The 18,334-nt window shown below is 43.9% G+C and carries 16 protein-coding genes; 6 read left to right on the top strand and 10 right to left on the bottom strand.

The features are described from left to right. Positions 1-127: 127 nt before the first annotated feature. Together NAF19_RS27580 and NAF19_RS27585 are read right to left on the bottom strand one after the other, a co-directional pair. Positions 128-727, bottom strand: coding sequence for a DUF4304 domain-containing protein (locus tag NAF19_RS27580; protein ID WP_252793600.1), 600 nt, complete (start codon positions 725-727; stop codon positions 128-130). After that, positions 724-1,737, bottom strand: a complete 1,014-nt coding sequence (locus NAF19_RS27585; protein WP_252793601.1) for a dipeptide epimerase — start codon at positions 1,735-1,737, stop codon at positions 724-726. Before NAF19_RS27585 ends, NAF19_RS27580 begins: the two co-directional genes overlap by 4 nt. 54 nt (positions 1,738-1,791) lie before the next feature. On the opposite strand from NAF19_RS27585, the gene NAF19_RS27590 reads away from it, so the two are divergent. After that, positions 1,792-2,781, top strand: a complete 990-nt coding sequence (locus NAF19_RS27590) for a hypothetical protein (protein WP_252793602.1) — start codon at positions 1,792-1,794, stop codon at positions 2,779-2,781. Here the strand turns inward: NAF19_RS27590 and NAF19_RS27595 are convergent. Genes NAF19_RS27595 through NAF19_RS27610 form a run of 4 tightly spaced genes read right to left on the bottom strand, consistent with a single transcriptional unit; the run spans position 2,750 to position 6,274 of the window. After that, on the bottom strand, positions 2,750-3,382 hold the full coding sequence (locus tag NAF19_RS27595) for a rhomboid family intramembrane serine protease (protein WP_252793603.1): 633 nt from the start codon (positions 3,380-3,382) through the stop codon (positions 2,750-2,752). The two genes, NAF19_RS27590 and NAF19_RS27595, sit on opposite strands and share 32 nt — an antisense overlap. Next, entirely contained in the window at positions 3,382-5,124 is a 1,743-nt protein-coding gene (locus NAF19_RS27600; protein WP_252793604.1) for a M14 family zinc carboxypeptidase, read from the bottom strand. The genes NAF19_RS27595 and NAF19_RS27600 overlap by 1 nt, the downstream gene beginning before the upstream one ends. 50 nt (positions 5,125-5,174) lie before the next feature. Continuing rightward, positions 5,175-5,534, bottom strand: coding sequence for an MmcQ/YjbR family DNA-binding protein (locus NAF19_RS27605; RefSeq protein ID WP_252793605.1), 360 nt, complete (start codon positions 5,532-5,534; stop codon positions 5,175-5,177). Between the two features lie 2 nt (positions 5,535-5,536). After that, a complete protein-coding gene (locus NAF19_RS27610) occupies positions 5,537-6,274 on the bottom strand; it encodes an outer membrane beta-barrel protein (protein WP_252793606.1) in 738 nt (245 codons plus the stop codon). 88 nt (positions 6,275-6,362) lie between these two features. Here NAF19_RS27610 and pepT point away from each other — a divergent pair, with 88 nt between their 5' ends. Continuing rightward, the gene (gene pepT / locus NAF19_RS27615) at positions 6,363-7,613 is read left to right on the top strand and encodes a peptidase T (protein ID WP_252793607.1); all 1,251 of its coding nucleotides are present in this window, start codon (positions 6,363-6,365) and stop codon (positions 7,611-7,613) included. Positions 7,614-7,685: 72 nt separating this feature from the next. On the opposite strand, the gene NAF19_RS27620 is transcribed toward pepT, so the two are convergent. The 3 genes from NAF19_RS27620 to NAF19_RS27630 all read right to left on the bottom strand — a co-directional run bounded on the left by NAF19_RS27620 (position 7,686) and on the right by NAF19_RS27630 (position 9,715). Then, positions 7,686-8,345 carry a hypothetical protein gene (locus tag NAF19_RS27620; RefSeq protein WP_252793608.1) on the bottom strand — a complete coding sequence of 220 codons (660 nt, stop codon included), beginning with the start codon at positions 8,343-8,345 and terminating at the stop codon, positions 7,686-7,688. 99 nt (positions 8,346-8,444) lie between these two features. Continuing rightward, positions 8,445-8,906: a MaoC family dehydratase gene (locus tag NAF19_RS27625; protein WP_252793609.1), complete on the bottom strand. Its 462-nt coding sequence runs from the start codon at positions 8,904-8,906 to the stop codon at positions 8,445-8,447. Positions 8,907-9,130: 224 nt separating this feature from the next. Continuing rightward, complete coding sequence (locus tag NAF19_RS27630) at positions 9,131-9,715, bottom strand: RNA polymerase sigma factor (RefSeq protein WP_252793610.1); 585 nt, start codon at positions 9,713-9,715, stop codon at positions 9,131-9,133. 458 nt (positions 9,716-10,173) lie between these two features. Here NAF19_RS27630 and uvrA point away from each other — a divergent pair, with 458 nt between their 5' ends. Together uvrA and NAF19_RS27640 are read left to right on the top strand one after the other, a co-directional pair. Then, complete coding sequence (uvrA, locus tag NAF19_RS27635; RefSeq protein WP_252793611.1) at positions 10,174-13,098, top strand: excinuclease ABC subunit UvrA; 2,925 nt, start codon at positions 10,174-10,176, stop codon at positions 13,096-13,098. A gap of 42 nt (positions 13,099-13,140) precedes the next feature. Next, complete coding sequence (locus NAF19_RS27640) at positions 13,141-13,788, top strand: hypothetical protein (RefSeq protein WP_252793612.1); 648 nt, start codon at positions 13,141-13,143, stop codon at positions 13,786-13,788. A gap of 70 nt (positions 13,789-13,858) precedes the next feature. Here NAF19_RS27640 and NAF19_RS27645 read toward each other — a convergent pair whose 3' ends face one another. Beyond that, the gene (locus NAF19_RS27645) at positions 13,859-15,778 is read right to left on the bottom strand and encodes a glucosamine-6-phosphate deaminase (RefSeq protein ID WP_252793613.1); all 1,920 of its coding nucleotides are present in this window, start codon (positions 15,776-15,778) and stop codon (positions 13,859-13,861) included. A 649-nt stretch (positions 15,779-16,427) separates the two neighbouring features. Here NAF19_RS27645 and NAF19_RS30885 point away from each other — a divergent pair. Then, on the top strand, positions 16,428-16,619 hold the full coding sequence (locus NAF19_RS30885) for a hypothetical protein (RefSeq protein WP_370362921.1): 192 nt from the start codon (positions 16,428-16,430) through the stop codon (positions 16,617-16,619). Continuing rightward, the gene (locus NAF19_RS27650; protein WP_370362922.1) at positions 16,619-18,295 is read left to right on the top strand and encodes a CocE/NonD family hydrolase; all 1,677 of its coding nucleotides are present in this window, start codon (positions 16,619-16,621) and stop codon (positions 18,293-18,295) included. The genes NAF19_RS30885 and NAF19_RS27650 overlap by 1 nt, the downstream gene beginning before the upstream one ends. Positions 18,296-18,334 lie beyond the last annotated feature (39 nt).

The following is an 18,334-nucleotide window of genomic DNA, read 5'->3' on the forward strand; positions in this document are numbered from 1 at the left end:
AATTATCGCTTTTTAAAACTTGAGGGGGTGTGTTTTTCAATATTTACCAAAAAAAGCTTCTATTTAACACAAACCCCATTTTAATTCTATTTTTTATTTTTACCGGACAACAGTGATACCAAAGTGCTTATTTTAGGACGGGGATATTGTTCTCGATAAGTACCCTTTTTAAATTATCGCCCCAAAAAGGAGTACCTTCGTAATAATCCACACAATCCTTTAATGTTTTTAAATCACTTAATTTAGGAAGTATATCGTGTTCAAAGTCAGCTGTAATTATGCTCACAAATTCAACAAATTCGTCGCCTGTTTTAACCGAATAACCAGTTTGGTTTCGATGTTTATTAAACTCCTTTGCCTTGGTCAGATAAGCGCCCTGTCTTAAACCTACCGTTAGGTCATGAATATTTGGACTCGCCTTTGGGTTTTTCATTGTTGCCTTTAGCCCAACTCCTATATTGAAACAAAAACTTACATCATCCTGTAGATTCCATGAAAAGTTTTGAAGATTGATTATAGTAAAGAAATCGTCGTTACCGCGCCACCACGTTTGGCCTTTCGTTAAATAACCTTGCTGTTTAAGTAACGGTTTCAAATATTCTTTGATGAATTTTAATTGCATTTCTTTCCCAGTCAAACCTTTTACTGATAGGGGTTGATTTAAATTTTTAGCGTCGGAGTTAATATCGTTTTGCCACCGACTTTTAATTATGGAAAAAATGCTCATATTGTCTTAATTCCTAATCCATAATCATCCCCCAACACCCACTTCCCATCAACAAACTCCGGCATTTTATACGGATTATTACTCGTTAAAAACGGCCCGTCTAAATCGGCCCAATCACATTGCGGAGCAAGTGCTATCCCGGCCAGGGTGGCGCAGCTGGTTTCACTCATGCAGCCAATCATCAGCTTAAGACCGAGCTGGTTTGCTTTTAGTATCATCTGGTGAGCCTCGTGCATGCCTGCAGATTTCATCAGTTTAATATTGATGCCATGATACACGCCTTTTGCCCTCTCAACATCGGGCAAGCGCTGCACCGCTTCATCGCCGATGATGGGGATCGGGCTGCGCTCGGTAAGCCAGGCATTGCTGTCGATATCGGTTTTCAGCATGGGCTGCTCTATCAGTAACACACCCTGCTCGTGCAGCCAGTGGCAAAGGTCGAGGCTTTGCTCCAAATCGGTCCAGCCCTGATTGGCGTCAACAAACAATGGTTTATCGGTTACTGAGCGAATGGTATTGATCAGCTCTCTATCGCTGTCGCGGCCAAGTTTTACTTTTATTATTTTACAGTCCGGCGCTTCCTTTACTTTTTGGATGATGACTTCGGGCGTATCAATCCCGATGGTGAAACTGGTTGCCGGCATATTTGCAGGGCTGCTACCCAGCAACTGCCAACAGGGTTTGTTTTGCAGCTTGCCATCCAGGTCGTGCAGGGCAATGTCGATGCCTGCCTTAATGGCGGGGTTGCCGGGGGCAATTTCATCCAGGTAAGCTATTATCGCGTCAAAATCAAAAGGGTATTTAAACTGCGCGGCATCCACCTTGCCTAAAAAATCGGTGGCGGTTTGAAAGCTCTCGCCCATGTAGGGCACCATTGACGCCTCGCCGTAACCGGTTTTGCCTTCGTGCTCAACTTGTATAAGCATAAGCGGCGTTGAGGTACGCGAAAATTTCGCAATTGTAAAAGTGTGCCGCAGCAACAGTTCGAATGGTTGGTAAGTCAGCTTCATGTTAAATTCAAAGCTAAAATTTTCCGGTCGGATTTGATGCTTATCTTTGCGGCCATGGGCCAACAAATTTATCATCCGTTCCAATCTTTTAAATTCGGCAACCGCAATTGCTTTTTAACCGGGCAGGCGCTAACGTCGGAAGAGGAACGCGTGCAGGTGTTTCCCCAATGGTTAATGAGTCTTTACGAGCTGGAAGATAAGCCATTTAAGATGCTTGATGAAAGCATGGCCACCTATAAAGATATTAAAATACCCTGTGCCGCTGCAGTAAATGACGAATACCTGGAGCCGCTTGAAAATAAAATTGCCGCTGCCTTTGAATCGGGTTACGATGCTGTTAAAGAATTAGATGACCAGCTCCTTTTTCAATGGGCGGCCAAAATGTTGTACGGGTTAATTTTTAATGAAGTGCAAGGCGGAATAAAACTACAGCACTCCAAAGGCGAAGAATTTAATATATCACAATCAATCATACACAAATTCGATAACCTGCATTTAATGCTGCAAAGCCTTAATCTGCCGCTTGTGTTTGAGGACTTTAAGCCTTACAGCATCTTCCTTTTTAAGGTTGATAATAACCCGCTGGAGTTTGGATACCGAGATGAAATAAACACACTTACGTTTTCGCTCCGCATACGCGATTTTGGGCTGGTGATGTGCCTGCAGGATAATGGCGCAAATTATTCGTACCACCGCGAGATGTATGATAAGATAAAGAATGAGGTGTTGCACCCAATACAATTTGAGGAGTTTTGCGGGCGGGTATTTTACTCGGCTTACCTGTTTAACCGCCTGCCGGAGTATAATGTACTGGAGGCCAACGACGAAATTTATATTGAGGCGATGCCTTTGCGCGGTACCAGCAGCAAGCCATTGTTTGATACCTGGCTAAATAAAATATACGGACAGGTGCTGGAAAGCTTCTGGAAAAACTGGGGCTTTTTACTGCTCGAGATTATTAAAAATCCCGAGCAGCCTATGAGTTTTTTATTTAATCCGGATGGCAGCTATATCAATGCATCCACGATTGAACTTTCTCGGTAATTTGATTTATAAACCCGTTTACAACGTGCGGGTGCAACGCAATGGTTATTAACAACCCGCTCAGTGCGCCAAACATGTGCGCATCGTGATTGATATTATCTGCGGCACGCTTGGCAGCATAATTACAATAAATAAGGTAAAGTACACCAAAAACCACAGCCGGCATTTGAAATCCGGGTATCAGCATAAGCCCCAGCGGTGAAACAGGGCTATACAGAATATAGCTGAATATAACCGCACTCACTGCACCAGAAGCCCCGAGGCTGTGATACCATTCGTCGTTTTTATGCTTGTAAACTGTGGGCAGGTCACTTAAAATCAGGCTGACAAAGTATAGCACCCCAAACTGCCAGTGCCCCAGAACCGGTTCAAGCCCAAACGCAAAAAAGGAAAATGAAAGCATGTTAAACAGCAAGTGCATGATGTCGGCGTGAATAAATCCACTGCTCACAACGGTATAAACACGCTGACCGCGGTATATGCTGAACGGGTGCAATATCAATTGGGCATAAATGTTATCGCTATAAAATGCCCAAACCGAAGTAAGAATAGTAAAAGCAAATATAAAGGAGGCCACCGGGGCCGTCTGCAAATATTCCATTATTTCAAATCGAGTTTAGTATCGGTAACAATCCTGCCTACCGGGTAGCGAAGATATGTTTTTTCGAAATAGATAGAGTTGCGGTACAAAAAGTTTAATTGTGCGCCCGCGCTGGCGGCCAGTTTAGGGTCCTTTGCTTTGGCATCATCCAGTTTCTTCTTTAGCTCTGTATCGGTTTTCAGCATCTCAGCGGCTTTGTCTTCAAACACATAATTGCTGAAATATTCCTTCTCGCCCAAAACCGAATCAAAAAAGTTCCATGCAAAGAAAGAATCTACACCCTGCGGCTCCAAAGTTTCAACTATGTAACGGTTCAGTGGCTGGTTAGTGTAAACCACGTAGTCGCCTTCATAAAATTTAACCGGCATGGTAACCGGGTTAAGCTTCACAGCACTGTGGATATAATGGCCTTCATAAGGCTTATTCGGGGTTTTATAGTCGTCGATATAATACATCTGCAGGGTGAGCGTAGTGTCGTGTGTCAGGCGGCGCATAGCAACACTATTCAGCTTAAACAGGTCTATGATTTTGCCCCAGGCCTGCGGTATTACATAGGCCAGCGGCTTATCAACTGTTTCAGTTGCTTTGTAGGTATTCAGATACTTTACAGTTTTGGTATATGGCTGGTTGCGGTCGTAATATAAACGTTTCAGGCCGCTAATGTCGCTGGGTTTGTACAGGGCAGCGTAGCCTTTAAAAGTGATGGTGTCGATATGGTCGTGGTCGACGTCCCAGTCCATGGCAAAGGTTTTTTGCTGAGCCACCTGCTCATCAGCCTTATGCTTCAGTTCGCCTACCAGTTTGGCATCACGCTCATAAATATCAACCAGGTGCTTTTCAAATTCGTAGGTGGCCCACACCCGTTTGTCGAACGGCTTCAGCATATGCGTTTCGGTAATATAGCTGATGATGTTGCGCTGTGACGTGTAGCCCGTGGCAAACCTCGGCGTTTCCAAAAAGCTTACGATGCCTGAATCAGGCAAACCACGCTCGCCTGCGCCGTAGGGTATCATTTCATAACCGCCTCTTTTCATGCGTTTATACAATTCGGGCGTTAAAGTTTCTGAAGTGTATTTTGAGAGTATTGGGTTTTGCTTATCCTTTTGGGTTTCAATCAGCGTCATGGTGTACTGGTAGTCGGCGCCATCGCTGGTGTGGTTATCCAAAAAGATCTCAGGGTTCCAGGTGTTTACTATCTGCTCAAAAGCCAGGGCGTTGCGGCTGTCGGCCTTAATGAAATCGCGGTTTAAATCGAGGTTGCGGTAGTTGCCTCTAAAGCCATAGGCACGCGGCCCGTTCTGGCTCACGCGGCTCCAGCCACGGTTCATGGCGCCGTCAATATTGTATAGGGCTATCATGCAAATTACAATGTTTTTGGGCAGCGCATTTTTTTTCAGCAGGTCGCGGGCAAACATCATGCTGGCATCTATGCCTTCCGGCTCGCCGGGGTGTATGCCATTGTTTATCAGCAGCACGCGTTTGTTTTGTTTTTTTATCAAAGCCGGGTCGAACACCTTATCGCGCGATAACACCACCAGCGTTAAAGGCTTGCCAATATCGGTAGTGCCGTAGTTAATCAACTTCATCTGCGGATTGGTGGCCGCAAGTTTTTTGTAATAAGCAATAACCTCGCTGTAAGTGGCCGTGTAGTTTTTATCCTTACTAAGTTCAAAAGGGGTTAGCTGGGCGCTTGCGTTAAAAAAAACAAAGCAGCAAAACAGGGCCGGTAAAAGTGTTTTCATGAAAAGGGCTTTTGGCAAATATAATTACCGGCGCCGAATAAAAATGTATTTTATTGGTTACCTGCGGCTAGCTCTTCCTGTACCTTTTTAGGCAAACCTTTAATCACTTCGTTGTATGAGTGGTCAATCATATCGTGAAGTTGTTTTTTGGTGAGTGTACCGTCAAGGCGAACGGTGTTCCACATCTTTTTGTTCATGTGGTAGCCGGGCTGTACTTCAGTATATTTTTCGCGCAGTTCAACGGCAAGTTCGGGTTCGCATTTTACATTGAAGCTTGTTCCCTGGCTTATGCTGGTAAGTAAAAATATTTTGCCGGCAACTTTAAATACCAGCGTATCCTCGCCAAAGGGTAAACCCTCAGTCACCGCAGGCTTCTGCAGGCAATAATCACGAAGTTCTTCAATATTCATGCTTAAAATCCGTAAGTCCTAACCAGCTTGTTATATGATACCGTTGTACCGAAGAAGTACTTGAAGCCAATTGTAAACTGCCGGTACTGGTTAGTTGCATTATTCTTAAATTTCGAGGTAGGGTCGTCGTAGCCATCCAAACCTTCGCCAAAAACAATGTTGTGCACGTAGCCTACATCAATGGCCCAGCCTGGTTCGGCGTATGAGTCGTATATTTTAAATTCATAACCCACTCTTAGCGGTATTGAAAAATTAATGCTTTTGTCTTTCCCCGGAAAAACGTAGTCGGTGCCGCCATTGGCTAAAATTACATTTGTACGCTGTACCTTATTGTTGTTACTAACTATTCCAATACCGGTGCCTGCATAAAATCCTTTTACCGCATTTAAAAACCAGTCGTTCTCGTAGTCAATAAACGCGCCCAATTGCACGTCTGCATGCATGTAAAGCGCCAAAAAATTATTGGTAAACTGGCGGCCGTACCTATCCTTATCAACAGTTAGTCCTCCGCCCGATAAATTGCCACGCTGCAATTCCAGTTCCATAGGGATATACGGGTTGAAATTATAAGTACCAAAGATTTGCCCGGTAAAGTTTTGACTTTGTTTAGGGATATTCGTGTAACCACGCTCATAACTTGCGCCAAAACCGACGCCAAATTGATAATAATTGTAACCAGCCTGCGCATTGGCAGCAACAGTAGAAATTACAAGGGCTATTAATAAAATATATCTTTTCAATTGATAAATTTTGCGCAATATTTACAATTTTGGAGTAATATTATACTGTTTCCTCAAAATTAAAAATTTTAGTGACATATTGCTTAATATGAATATTAATTCGTTGCTCAAACACACGGTTACCGAACGGTTTTTAAGGTACGTAACCATTGATACTCAATCCGACCCGGCATCCGAAACTACACCTTCAACGCCAAAACAAAAAGATTTGGGCCGATTGTTAGTGTCCGAATTGCTGGCGATGGGCGTTACTGATGCCCACATGGACGAATATGGCTATGTATACGCAACAATACCTGCAAATGTTAACAGGGCTGTCACCGTAATTTGTTTTTGCTCGCACATGGATACTGCGCCCGATTGCAGCGGTACAGGTGTAAAACCAATAATACACAAAAATTATGGTGGCGAGGACCTTATTTTGCCCGATGACACAGCGCAAATAATAAAACTTACAGAACATCCCGATTTAAAAAACCAGCTGGGTAACGACATAATTACTGCCAGCGGTACTACCCTTTTAGGCGCTGATAACAAAGCCGGCGTAGCCGAAATTATGGATGCCTGTTACCAGTTAATTAATCACCCTGAAATAAAGCACGGCACTATCCGCATATTATTTACACCCGATGAAGAGATCGGTCGTGGAGTTGATAAGGTTGATATAAAAAAAATTGGCGCCTATGCCTGCTATACCATGGATGGCGAAAGCGCAGGCAACATGGAGAATGAAACCTTCAGTGCCGATGGCGCAAAACTGGTGATAAACGGTGTAAGCTCGCACCCTGGCTTTGCTAAAGGTAAAATGGAAAGCGCCATAAAAATCGCAGGCCAGATAGTAGCATCGTTGCCTTATGATTTATCGCCTGAAGGAACCGAAAACAAACAAGGCTTTGTACATCCAGTAGCTATTGAGGCCCACGTGGAAACGGCAAGCGTCGATTTCATCATCCGCGATTTTGACGATGATAAACTGGCAGAACATGCCAATGTAATCCGCCAGATTGCTGATAGGGTATTAAAAAACTTTCCCGGCTCAACCTGTACACTTGATGTAAAGCCCCAATACCGCAACATGAAAAGCGTATTGGACAAGCACCCGCAGATTGTTGAATACGGCATGGAGGCCATGAAACGGGCCGGGCTTGATGCAAAACTGTGCAGCATTCGCGGCGGCACGGATGGTTCCCGCCTGTCGTTCATGGGCTTGCCATGCCCCAATATTTTTGCCGGCGAACACGCTTTTCACAGTAAGCACGAGTGGGTATCGGTGCAGGATATGCAAAAAGCAGTTGACACCATTTTGCATTTATGCATGGTGTGGGAAGAGCAGAGTTGATTTGAAGATTTTATAATGGAGTAATTTGAAGATGTTTAGCCGCAGGTGCTCAGTGAACACCTATGCCGACACTTATTTCACGTTATAACTCAATATGGTTTCCTTGTCATATATCGAGCCTGAAATGCCGGTATCCGATTCTATCATACCAACGCCTTTGGCAAGGTAGAAATCATAAACAGAATAGCTCATAAAACCCGAACCCAAATCATACTGAAGATCCGCCTGAGTATGCATTACATTGGTGAAAGTTTTGCCGTTAACAACCCGGGTTATGCCTTTTTCTTTAATGGTATTTATCATTTGTGCCGGGAAACCATTAACGTAACCATCCGCAGTTGGGCTGGTAGTCCAGCTATATCCTGCCGCTTTCGTGTCGTTGCCCAAATGTATTTCTATGTTAATCCCGTAAGTGGGAATGGTTTGGAGTATCGAAAAATCATGATTAGCCGTGTAAAAATAACCTAAGGTGTTCCCCTTTACAGTCGATGAGCTGGTTGCTTCGTAATAGCTTTTGCCATTAAACGTTTTTGTGTTCCCCGTCATTTTTATTACTGTCGAGCTTGTGGCACCGGCAATTTCTTCTTTATAAGTCCATGTGCTCCCGGAAGTAACAGGGAAATAGCTGTCGGATGTTGAAGCACCGTCGCCAGGCTTTGGGTCGTTTTTTGAAGATATACAGCCTGAAGCAAAAAATGCCACAACGGCGATAAGGAAAAGGGTATGTTTCATGGGATAAATATATTAAAATCCCAATAATTTCCTTTAGCTTAATTTTATTTCAGCCAATAAAAGCAATATGTCTTTTTAATTATACCGGATAAAATACTATCACGAATTAAAATGATACAAAAATACCACCTCGCCGGTATACGCCGGCTTTTTCTCGCCGTCAATCTCCATGGTTACGCCAATGGTTGCTTTGGTAATGCCACGTAAATTTACAATGGCCACCAGTTTGGCGTGCAGCCGCACCTGGCTGTCAACTTTTACCGGTTGGGCAAAGCGAATATTTTCGATGCTGTAGTTTATCTGCATCTTAAGGTTTTGCACATCGGCAATCTGGTGCCAGAAGTAAGGCAGCAATGATACGGTTAGGTAGCCATGCGCAATGGTGGCATTAAAAGGGCCTTCACTTTCGGCCCGCACCGGGTCAGTATGGATCCACTGATGGTCTATGGTCGCATCTGCAAATTTGTTTATTTGTTCCTGGGTTATGGTGTGCCAGCCTGAAATGCCAATCTCTTTACCGAGGTGGGATTCAAATTCGGGGTGGTTTCTTATAACTATCATTGGGTAACGCTTTAGAGTGATGAATAATTGGATTGTAAAAATAGTAAACTGCCGGAGATTGCGAAATGTTTATGGGGTAGTTAATAATATTCCAGGACGGAATGCGCTGTGCAGTCAATAATTAACCAATCAGGCGTTCTCAAATAAAAAAGGTCAGAAAGCATAACGATATTAATTATCGGTAAACCTTCTGACCTAATCTCTGATTAACTAACCGCTAATCACTAATTTTTCAGGCTCAACTCTTTGCTTTGCATCATTTTGCGCAGGTTATTAAGCGCGTATCGCATACGGCCAAGGGCGGTATTGATGCTCACATCGGTAATATCGGCAATTTCTTTAAAGCTCATATCGCCAAAGTGGCGCATAATCAACACCTCTTTTTGCTCGGCAGGTAACAGGTGTATTAATGATTTCAGGTCTTTATACGTTTGCTCTCTAACCATGCGGTCTTCGGTGCTTTCATCATAATTGCCTAACACTTCAAAAATATCAAAATCATCACCATTGCTAACCATCGGCGCCCGTTTTTCACGGCGGAAATGGTCGATCACTAAATTATGGGCAATACGTGTTACCCAAGGCAAAAACTTACCTTCTTCGTTATATTTTCCGGCTTTTAAGGTATTTATCACCTTAATAAAGGTATCCTGAAAAATATCTTCGGCAAGATATTCGTCTTTAACAAGCAAATAAATGGAAGTGTATATTTTTGATTGGTAGCGGCGAATTAATTCAACCAGCCCTCCTTCATCACCCGCAATGTAAAGATGGATTAAATCCTGGTCACTCTTCAATTGAAAATCCATAGAAAACTACTTACTTAAGTATTTAAATATTTTATTAAAGTAGAGTTTTTTCTATAGCGTTATCTTTTAGGGATTAAAAAAATGTTATCCCAAATAAAACAAATTATCACCAAATAAACAAATATTATTTTTCACGATAAATATTTTTCATTGTTTTATGTGGTTAAAACATAGACTGAAAGCATTTCAAAAGGTTTTAGCGACAATTGTCAGCACAATGCAAACTATTTAGTAAATAGGCAGATAACACCCCACTAATTCTAAAACTCATTTGGATTCTGCTAAATATTTTAGGATTTTTGCATTTTGGGCGAAAGTTCATGCTTGATGGTTCATAGTTCATAGCCGGAATGCTATTTGCTGTGAAAAAGCACGCCAAAACTATCCTCAATAACTGTCTGTAGTTCATTAGGTAACCTTTTATTGCCATGAACTATGAACCATGAACTATGAACTAAATGGAAGAAGCAGAAAAAGACCCTCAACATCATATTATTATAAAAGGCGCCCGGGTACACAATCTTAAAAATATGGATGTGGCCATACCTAAAAACAAGCTGGTGGTGATCACCGGTATGTCGGGTTCGGGTAAGTCGTCGCTGGCTTTTGATACGCTTTATGCGGAAGGGCAGCGCCGCTATGTTGAAAGCCTTTCATCATACGCACGCCAGTTTTTGGGCCGTATGAACAAGCCCGATGTTGACTATATTAAAGGAATTGCCCCGGCAATAGCTATCGAGCAAAAAGTCATCACTTCAAACCCACGGTCAACCGTTGGTACATCAACTGAAATTTACGATTATTTAAAGCTTCTGTTTTCCCGTATCGGTAAAACAATTTCGCCGGTATCAGGCGGTTTGGTAAAAAAAGATTCGGTTACTGATGTCATTAATTTCATCATGACGCTGCCGGCCGAAACCATGGTGACTATACTTTGCCCGCTTTACCCGCACAATAACCGCAGCCTGAAAGAAGAGTTGGCCGTATTGATGCAAAAAGGCTTTGTGAGGGTCGAATTCCGTGGCAAGCTTTCTAAAATCGAAGACCTGCTGGAAGACATGAGCATTGTTGACGATGGCAGCTGGCTGGTTGAAGAAGTAAACGGGGAAGAAGTTGAGGTGAAAGCGAAAGCTGTGAAGACCAAGGCAAAAAGCAAAAAGGCGGAAGTCGTGGCCGACGAGACTACTCCTCAAGCGGCAATCCAAACGGTCAGAATCGTAATCGACCGTATCTCCAAAAACGAAGAAGACGAGACCTATAGCCGTCTTGGCGACTCGATACAAACTGCTTTTTTTGAAGGCAAAGGCGATTGTTATGTACGTTACACCGAGCCGGATGCCGAAGCCGAAACAGAGCGTTTTTTTTGCGACAGGTTTGAGCTGGATGGCATCCGCTTTGAAGAACCTACGCCAAACTTTTTCAGCTTTAACAACCCTTACGGAGCCTGTAAACGCTGCGAAGGCTATGGCAAAGTAATTGGCATAGATGAGGACCTGGTAATACCCGATAAAAGCAAAAGCATTTACGAAGGTGCCATTGCCCCATGGCGCGGCGAAAAAATGCGCGAATGGAACGACAACCTGGTTAAAAGCGCTTTGAAGTTTGATTTTCCAATCCATCGCCAATATAATTTCCTGACCGAAAAAGAGCAGCAATTGCTTTGGATCGGCAACCAGTACTTCCGTGGCCTTAACGAGTTTTTTAAGGAGATGGAGGAGCAAACCTACAAAATTCAGTATAGGGTTTTGCTATCGCGATACAGGGGTAAAACTACCTGCCCGGAATGTAAGGGCAGCCGGTTGAGGAAAGATGCATCTTATGTGAAAATTAATGGCAAATCAATAACCGATGTGGTTTTGATGGCTTTGGATAAGGCATTGGATTTCTTTCAAACCATTGAACTTAACGAAACCGATGCAAAAGTAGGCAAGCGCCTGCTGATGGAAATAACCAACCGCCTCTTGTTTTTAAATGATGTTGGTTTAAGCTATTTAACGCTTAACAGGCTGTCAAACACACTTTCGGGTGGTGAGTCGCAGCGTATTAACCTGGCAACCTCGCTGGGCAGTAGCCTGGTGGGCTCTGTGTACGTGTTGGATGAGCCAAGCATCGGTTTGCATCCGCGCGATACGCAACGCTTAATAGGCGTGTTAAAATCGCTGCGCGATGTAGGCAATACCGTTTTGGTGGTTGAGCATGAGGAAGAAATAATGAAAGCCGCCGACCATGTAATTGACATTGGCCCCGAAGCCGGCACACATGGCGGTAACCTGGTTTTCAGCGGCACGTACGATGAGATTTTAAAGGATGATAAAAGCTTAACCGGTCGTTATCTGAGCGGGAAGGAGCAAATTGCAATCCCGGCAAGCCGCCGTAAATGGAACGATTTTATCGAGATAAAAGGAGCAAGGGAAAATAACCTGCAGCACGTAAATGCCAAATTCCCACTGGGCGTTTTAACGGTTGTCACCGGTGTATCCGGCTCGGGTAAAACCAGTTTGGTAAAACGGATATTAGCCCCTGCGCTTCAAAAAACCTTGGGTAACTACAATGCCGAACAAACCGGCGCCTACGACAGTATTGAGGGCGATTACCAGAAAATTGAACAGGTTGAAATGGTTGACCAGAACCCGATAGGCCGCTCGTCGCGCTCGAACCCGGTTACTTATGTAAAAGCCTGGGATGAGATACGAAACCTGTATGCCGCATTGCCGGTTGCCAAAGCTGCCGGTTTAAAGCCATCGGCATTCTCATTTAACGTTGAGGGCGGTCGATGCGATGTTTGCCAGGGCGAAGGCGAGGTGAAGATTGAGATGCAGTTTATGGCCGATATTTTCCTGACCTGCGAAACCTGTGGCGGCAAACGCTTTAAACAACATATCCTCGACGTTACCTACCAGGATAAAAACGTATCTGAAGTGCTGGGCATGACCATTGAGGAGGGTCTGGAGTTTTTTGCTAAAGAGCCTAAAATCATCGCCAAAATAAAACCTTTAATGGATGTTGGCCTGGGCTATGTGCAACTGGGACAATCGTCAAATACCTTATCAGGCGGCGAGGCACAACGGATAAAGCTGGCATCGTTCCTGGTTAAGGGCAACAATACCCACAAGACACTATTTATTTTTGACGAGCCGACTACAGGCCTGCATTTTGCCGATATCAAAAAGCTGCTCAAATCATTCGATGCCCTGCTCGAACATGGTAATACCATCATCGTTATTGAGCACAACATGGATGTTATTAAGTGCGCCGACTGGGTAATAGATATCGGCCCCGAGGGCGGGGACCGCGGCGGTAAAGTTGTATTTGAAGGCGTACCGGAGAATTTGATTAAGGAAAAAGATAGTTATACTGGTAGGTTTTTGAAAGAACGCTTCTAATAAACTTTGTTTTATTCCTGAATTACTGGTTTATATTTGACTATGGATAAGATAGTGCTCAAAGAAAACTTGTTTGTAACCCCTTTGGGCACGATTAAATGTGGAATAGCAGGAACTGAAGGCTACTGGGCCTTAATTGGTGAAGCGAGCTACGAGCATGGGCAATCACAAACTATAGGCACTCATTCACACCGAATTGAATTAGTAACCTTTAAAAGGAAACTGCCATTGTATAATGGTGAATCGCTTGCCGATACCATGGGATGGCTTTGGCGGATAGAAAAAATCTCATCACGATTTAATCCGATTGAATTATATTGTCAATTAACTGACTATGATAAAAATGTTGAATTCGGTTTTTCAGCCGGAGAACATTTGGACAGTGTTGAGGTAAACGATAATGAATGGGTATTGCATATTGGCGTGGAAGACGGCGAAATTATACAATACCGGGCATCTCAAAACGACGGAATGCCTGCCCGATTTGAGGATAGCTTTGGTTTTTCCAACTCCCCGCATCAGCAGCAGCGCGAAGGATTTCTGACACCTATCCCTGATTTAAATGAAGGAGAGCATATTCATTTACATTATATAACTGCCTTTGATAGAAAAAACCGGGAAAGTGTAAATACCTGGTTAGCTGTCGATATGTTTAAACGAGATATTGAAAATTGGATTGGAATCTGGTAGTTGATTGGGAGAAATGACTACACCGATTGTTTATCTAAATCGGTGTAATCATCCTCAAATCAGTGAAATCTTAATATATATACCTCACAAACGCTTCCATAGCCTCATACTCAGCCATGCCCAATTTATCATAAGCACGTGCAGTTTCCCTTGTGCGGTCTTCAGCCCTCACCCAAAACTCCCTGGCATCATCGCCCGGGAATACTGGTCTGTCTTTTTGGCTCTGGTGCTTAAAGATGGCATTGCGCTTGCGGATCACTTCCTGTGGTGAAAGTGGTACGGCCATTTCAATCTCATGCGTTTCAAACTCCAGCCAGGCACCGCGGTACATCCACAGCCAGCAGTCTTTTACCCAGTCCTCTGTTTTTTGCAGTTCTTTCAAGGCACCTAATATGATGTTGAAACAAACCAGGTGGGTGCCGTTCGGGTCGGCAAAGTCGCCGGCGGCAAATATTTGCTGGGGTTTTACTTTGTTCAGCAGTTCGATGGTTAGCTTGATATCGGCTTCGCCGGCGGTATTCTTTTTTATTTTGCCGGTTTCGTAAAACGGCAGCGCCATAAAGTGGATATGATCATCTTCGAGGCCTGCATACCTTGCTCCCGAGATGGCTTCTGTTTTGCGGATGAAACCTTTTACATCCCTTATTTCTTTGGTATCAATTTGATTTGGCTGCTTGGTCGGCATAAAGGCACGCATGTCTTCATACACTTTCTTTAGTTTGGTATTATCATCGCCTATGCTTTGGTTAAAGTCGATGGCAAATTCAACAAATCTTAGTACATCATCATCCCATACGGCGGTATTACCCGATGTCTGGTAGGCTACATGTACATCATGCCCCTGATCGACTAAACGAATAAAAGTGCCACCCATCGAGATCACATCATCGTCCGGGTGTGGTGAAAAAATGATGGAACGTTTCCTTGCAGGTTCTGCCCGTTCCGGTCTTTGGCTGTCGTCCGCGTCAGGTTTGCCGCCCGGCCAGCCGGTGATGGTGTGCTGCAACTGGTTAAATATATCGATGTTGATATTATAAACCGGGCCCTGTTCAACGGCAAGTTGCGCCATGCCGTGGTTATTGTAATCTTCTTCGGTAAGTTTTAATATGGGTTTGCCCAGGTTATCGGCCAGCCAGATAACGGCTTTCTTTTTCATGCTGTTTTCCCAAACACAATCTTTTACCAGCCATGGGGTATTGAAGCGGGTTAAACCACTTGCTGCAGGTGCGTCCAGTACAAACTCCACATTGTCCGATAACTGCAAATAAGTAGCCGGCACTTCGCCCGACATTTCGCCTTCTACCGCTTTTTTAATGATTGGTGCTTTCTTCAGGCTCCAGGCCATCAGGATGATTTCACGGGCTTTGAAGATGGTGCCGATACCCATGGTAATGGCTTTGGTGGGCACGTTTTGCTTACCACCGAAATCGCGGGAGGCATCATTCCGGGTCAAATCGTCCAAAGTTACCAGGCGCGTTCCCGAGTTTGGGGCCGAGCCCGGCTCGTTAAAACCGATGTGGCCGGTACGGCCTATACCTAGTATCTGCAGATCCAGTCCGCCCAGGGCGGTTATCTTTTTCTCGTATTCCAAACAAAAACCTGCAACGGCATCCAGGTCCAGTGTACCATCGGGGATATGCACGTTCTTTTTATCGATATCGACATGGTTGAACAGGTTTTCGTTCATGAACGTTACATAACTCTGTGCGGCATTGGGCTGCATGGGGTAGTACTCGTCCAAATTAAAAGTGATCACGTTTTTGAAGGTTAAGCCTTCCTGCTGGTGCAGGCGAACAAGTTCGGCATAAACATTAATTGGGGTTACACCGGTGGCAAGGCCAAGCACTGTTTTTTCGCCTTTTTCCGTCTTGCTTTTGATCAGCTTTGCTATCCGCTGCGCTACCGCTACCGACGCTTCCTGCTGGTTGTCGTACACCGTTACCGGCAACTTCTCATAACGTGTCTCTTCTAATAAATTTAATCGGGCCATTTTGGGTTGGTTGTGTTTATTTATAATAGGGTTTAAAAAAAGCATTACAAAGAAAATCCCCGCCTGGGCGAGGATTTTTCAAACCAATTTAACTATAATTCTCCTTACCGACATAAGGCTGACATAAAGTTCGATGTGATGAAGTGCAATACATTATTCAAAACAAACTTAATAAAGTAATTCATATAATCCTAATACTTTTTAAAATATTTTAATAAGTGTTATGGAATTGTTAATATGTGGTAAGTACGCTCGCAAATACACGTGCTTTATCCAATTAAATTACTTTATCTTAGCGTAAAGAAGCCACGCCAGCCTATAACGTCATCAAAACAGGCAATGAAAAAATATAGGAATTTAATAATAGGCCTATTAATAATTGCACTGGGAATTGGGATGTTCTTTTTTGGGGTTGCAATGTTCACTTACCAAGGCAACCACTTAAACCCCATTATAAGCAAATTGGGGATGTATTCATTTATAGGCTGGCTACCCACAATAGGTATTGGAGTATTTATCATACTTTTAAAGAAAATTTTTCGCGATTAGAATTCCCCTGCTTCTGCAATTCCTATATTTTATCATTAACATCAATAGTATATTCACGAATAACTTTTTAAATTAGCGTTGACTTAACTGACCTATTAATATGAAACAACTCCTACTTTTAACAGGGTTTGTGCTGTGCTGCACTTTTGCATTCGCCCAGCCGCCTAAAGACACTGCCTACATCCGCGACCATTACACCAAAATGGAAAAATACATCCCCATGCGCGATGGTAAAACCTGTTTACTTCTATTTACGTGCCCAAAGATCAATCAAAAAAATACCCTATCCTGATGACTCGTACGCCGTACACTGTATCGCCGTACGGCGAAAACAACTACCGCAGGTCGCTGGGGCAAAACACATTGTTGTTGGAGGAAGGCTTTATTTTTGTATACCAGGACGTGCGTGGCAAGTGGATGAGCGAAGGAGATTTTATCGATGTTCGCCCCGATATCGCCAACAAAAAAGGCAACCAGGTGGATGAAAGCTCTGATACTTACGATACCATAGACTGGCTGATAAAAAACCTGCCTAACAACAACGGCAAGGTTGGTATCGAGGGTATTTCTTACCCCGGCTTTTATTCAACCGCATCGTTGCCAAACGCGCACCCGGCATTGAAGGCCGTATCCCCTCAAGCCCCGGTTACTGATTGGTTTATAGGCGATGATTTTCATCACAACGGTGCACTGTTTTTGATGGACGCGTTCTCGTTTATTACCAGTTTCGGTGTGCCAAGGCCGCAGCCAATTACCCCGGCGCAATTTAAAACAGGCATCAAGTTTAAATACACCGATAATTATAAGTTTTATTTAAAGATGGGCGCTTTGCCAAATTATAAAACCCACTACTTTGGCGATTCGGTAAAGTTTTGGAACGATATGATGGCGCATCCAAATTACGACAGCTTTTGGCAGGCTATGAATATTCGTCCACATTTAAAAAAGCTTACGCCTGCTACTATGGTTGTGGGGGGCTTTTTTGATGCCGAAGATTGTTTTGGCGCATTGCATGTGTTTGACGCAATCGAAAAACAAAACCCGGCAAGTCATCCAAACACGCTGGTTATGGGTCCGTGGTACCATGGCGGCTGGGAAAGCCCCGACATGCAGCACTTCGGTGACCAGGATTTTGGCTCCAACACCAGCAAATGGTTCCGCGAAAACCTGGAGCTGCCGTTTTTTAAATATTACCTGAAAGGTGAGGGTGAAAATACTTTACCAAAAGCAGCCATCTATATTTCGGGCAGCAATGAATGGAAGAAGTTCAGCAAATGGCCGCCAGAAAATTCAACAGAAAAAACAATGTACCTGCATGCCAATGGTAAGCTATCGTTTGACGCGCCAACAAGCGGCGAAGGTTTTGATGAATATGTCAGCGACCCCAGTTCGCCCGTACCTTACCAGGATGGCGTTCAACGTGGCCGTACCAGGGAATACATGCTCGACGACCAGCGTTTCGCCGAGCGCCGCCCCGATGTAAAAACATATCAAACAGATACACTATCAAGCGATATAACTTTGACCGGCCCGGTAGTTGCCGATTTACTAACATCGATAAGTACTACCGATGCCGATTACGTAGTTAAACTGATTGACGTGTTCCCGGATAATTATCCTGCCCCAACACCCAACCCTAAAAGCGTCCAGTTGGCCGGCTATGAAATGCTGGTGCGCGGCGAAATTTTCAGGGGTAAATATCGCAACTCGTTCGAAAAGCCGGAGCCGTTTGTACCGGGCAAGGTAACCGAGGTTAAATATAACCTGCCCGATGTAGGCCATACATTCAGGAAAGGGCACCGCATCATGATACAGATACAAAGCTCATGGTTCCCGCTGGCCGACCGTAACCCGCAAAAATTTGTGGATATTACTCAGGCTAAAGATTCGGATTTTCAGAAATCGAATATCAGGATATACCATGACGGGCAAAATAAATCGAGTATAAAAGTTACAGTATTAGAATAGGGATTTCACCGATTAAAAAACAAAAGAACCCGCGGTCTG

Origin of the sequence: Mucilaginibacter flavidus (genome assembly GCF_024055575.1) — a bacterium.
Lineage (GTDB): Bacteria > Bacteroidota > Bacteroidia > Sphingobacteriales > Sphingobacteriaceae > Mucilaginibacter > Mucilaginibacter flavidus.

Excerpts from the sequence above, each read along its gene's own strand:
- NAF19_RS27580 (WP_252793600.1), bottom strand. The coding sequence starts at position 727 with ATGAGCATTTTTTCCATAATTAAAAGTCGGTGGCAAAACGATATTAAC.
- NAF19_RS27585 (WP_252793601.1), bottom strand. The coding sequence starts at position 1,737 with ATGAAGCTGACTTACCAACCATTCGAACTGTTGCTGCGGCACACTTTT.
- NAF19_RS27590 (WP_252793602.1), top strand. The coding sequence starts at position 1,792 with ATGGGCCAACAAATTTATCATCCGTTCCAATCTTTTAAATTCGGCAAC.
- NAF19_RS27595 (WP_252793603.1), bottom strand. The coding sequence starts at position 3,382 with ATGGAATATTTGCAGACGGCCCCGGTGGCCTCCTTTATATTTGCTTTT.
- NAF19_RS27600 (WP_252793604.1), bottom strand. The coding sequence starts at position 5,124 with ATGAAAACACTTTTACCGGCCCTGTTTTGCTGCTTTGTTTTTTTTAAC.
- NAF19_RS27605 (WP_252793605.1), bottom strand. The coding sequence starts at position 5,534 with ATGAATATTGAAGAACTTCGTGATTATTGCCTGCAGAAGCCTGCGGTG.
- pepT (WP_252793607.1), top strand. The coding sequence starts at position 6,363 with ATGAATATTAATTCGTTGCTCAAACACACGGTTACCGAACGGTTTTTA.
- NAF19_RS27620 (WP_252793608.1), bottom strand. The coding sequence starts at position 8,345 with ATGAAACATACCCTTTTCCTTATCGCCGTTGTGGCATTTTTTGCTTCA.
- NAF19_RS27625 (WP_252793609.1), bottom strand. The coding sequence starts at position 8,906 with ATGATAGTTATAAGAAACCACCCCGAATTTGAATCCCACCTCGGTAAA.
- NAF19_RS27630 (WP_252793610.1), bottom strand. The coding sequence starts at position 9,715 with ATGGATTTTCAATTGAAGAGTGACCAGGATTTAATCCATCTTTACATT.
- uvrA (WP_252793611.1), top strand. The coding sequence starts at position 10,174 with ATGGAAGAAGCAGAAAAAGACCCTCAACATCATATTATTATAAAAGGC.
- NAF19_RS27640 (WP_252793612.1), top strand. The coding sequence starts at position 13,141 with ATGGATAAGATAGTGCTCAAAGAAAACTTGTTTGTAACCCCTTTGGGC.
- NAF19_RS27645 (WP_252793613.1), bottom strand. The coding sequence starts at position 15,778 with ATGGCCCGATTAAATTTATTAGAAGAGACACGTTATGAGAAGTTGCCG.
- NAF19_RS30885 (WP_370362921.1), top strand. The coding sequence starts at position 16,428 with ATGAAACAACTCCTACTTTTAACAGGGTTTGTGCTGTGCTGCACTTTT.
- NAF19_RS27650 (WP_370362922.1), top strand. The coding sequence starts at position 16,619 with ATGACTCGTACGCCGTACACTGTATCGCCGTACGGCGAAAACAACTAC.